This is a genomic window from Streptomyces sp. NPDC007162 (assembly GCF_040634175.1).
Classification (GTDB): domain Bacteria; phylum Actinomycetota; class Actinomycetes; order Streptomycetales; family Streptomycetaceae; genus Streptomyces.
In genome coordinates, this window is sequence record NZ_JBEYFC010000980.1 from 1 (window position 1) to 1,514 (window position 1,514).

Genomic DNA, 1,514 nt, shown 5'->3' on the forward strand with positions numbered 1-1,514 from the left:
GTGTCCCCCGCGGTGTCGATCCGGCGCGGCAGCTCCGCCCAGACCAGCAGCCCGGGCCCGTGCTCCTGGGCTCCCCAGGCCTGGCACGGCGCTTCCTACCGGTACTTCTTCAGCTCCCGCCGGGCCAGCGACCGCTGGTGCACCTCGTCGGGACCGTCGGCGATCATCAGCGTCCGGGCGCTCGCGTACAGCTCGGCCAGCGGGAAGTCCTGGCTGACCCCGCCCGCGCCGTGCAGCTGGATCGCCCGGTCGATGATGTCCACGACCGCGCGCGGCGTGGCGATCTTGATGGCCTGGATCTCGCTGTGGGCGCCGCGGTTGCCGACGGTGTCCATCAGCCAGGCGGTCTTCAGGACCAGCAGCCGCAGCTGCTCGACCGTCACCCGGGCATCCGCGATCCAGTTGTGCACCACGCCCTGCTGCGCCAGCGCCTTGCCGAACGCGGTCCGCGAGACCGCCCGCCGGCACATCAGCTCGATGGCCCGCTCGGCCATGCCGATCAGCCGCATGCAGTGGTGGATCCGGCCCGGACCGAGCCGCGCCTGGGCGATGGCGAAGCCGCCGCCCTCCTCGCCGACCAGGTTCGACACCGGCACCCGCGCGTGGTCGAAGACGACCTCGGCGTGGCCGCCGTGCGAGTGGTCCTCGTACCCGAAGACCTGCATCGCCCGCTTCACGGTGACACCCGGGGTGTCCCGCGGGACCAGCACCATGGACTGCTGGCGCCGGATGTCCGGGCCGTCCGGGTCGGTCTTGCCCATCACGATGAAGATCTTGCAGTCCGGGTTCATCGCCCCGGAGATGTACCACTTGCGGCCGGTGATGACGTAGTCGTCGCCGTCCCGCTCGATGTGCGTGGTGATGTTGGTGGCGTCGGAGGAGGCCACCTCGGGCTCGGTCATGGCGAACGCCGAGCGGATCTCGCCGGCGAGCAGCGGCTCCAGCCACTGCTTGCGCTGCGCCTCGTCGGCGAACTGGGCCAGCACCTCCATGTTGCCGGTGTCCGGGGCCGCGCAGTTCAGCGCGGTGGGCGCCAGGTGCGGGGAGCGGCCGGTGATCTCGGCGAGCGGCGCGTACTGGAGGTTGGTGAGACCGGCGCCGTACTCGGCGTCGGGCAGGAAGAGGTTCCACAGGCCCTGCCTGCGGGCCTCGGCCTTCAGCTCCCCGACCACGGCCGGGGTGTCCCACGGCGAGGCCAGCGCGGCCCGCTGCTCCTCGGCCACCGCCTCCGCCGGGTAGACGAACTCGTCCATGAAGGCGAGGAGTTGGGCGCGCAGTTCCTCGGTGCGCGCGTCGAACGCGAAGTCCATGGCCGGTCAGCCTTCCTGAAGAGTCGTCAGTCCGTGGTCGATGAAGACGGGGACGAGTTCGCCGATGCGGTCGAAGCCCTGCCCGAGCGTCTGGCCCAGCGTGTACCGGTAGTGGATGCCCTCCAGGATGCGCCAGCCATCGCGGGATGTCGCTGCTTCTGGGTGGCGGGGCTGACCATGGTGCTGCCGTCGGGGAAGACTCCC

1 protein-coding gene and 2 pseudogenes are annotated in these 1,514 nt (G+C 71.1%); all 3 read right to left on the minus strand.

What is annotated here, in order from left to right; genetic code table 11:
* Positions 1-95: pseudogene (locus ABZ646_RS46460) on the minus strand (ATP-binding protein); the annotation flags it as partial.
* Positions 96-1,310, minus strand: a complete 1,215-nt coding sequence (locus tag ABZ646_RS46465; RefSeq protein WP_360533799.1) for an acyl-CoA dehydrogenase family protein — start codon at positions 1,308-1,310, stop codon at positions 96-98.
* 6 nt (positions 1,311-1,316) lie between these two features.
* Positions 1,317-1,514 (minus strand): annotated as a pseudogene (locus ABZ646_RS46470) (hypothetical protein); the annotation flags it as partial.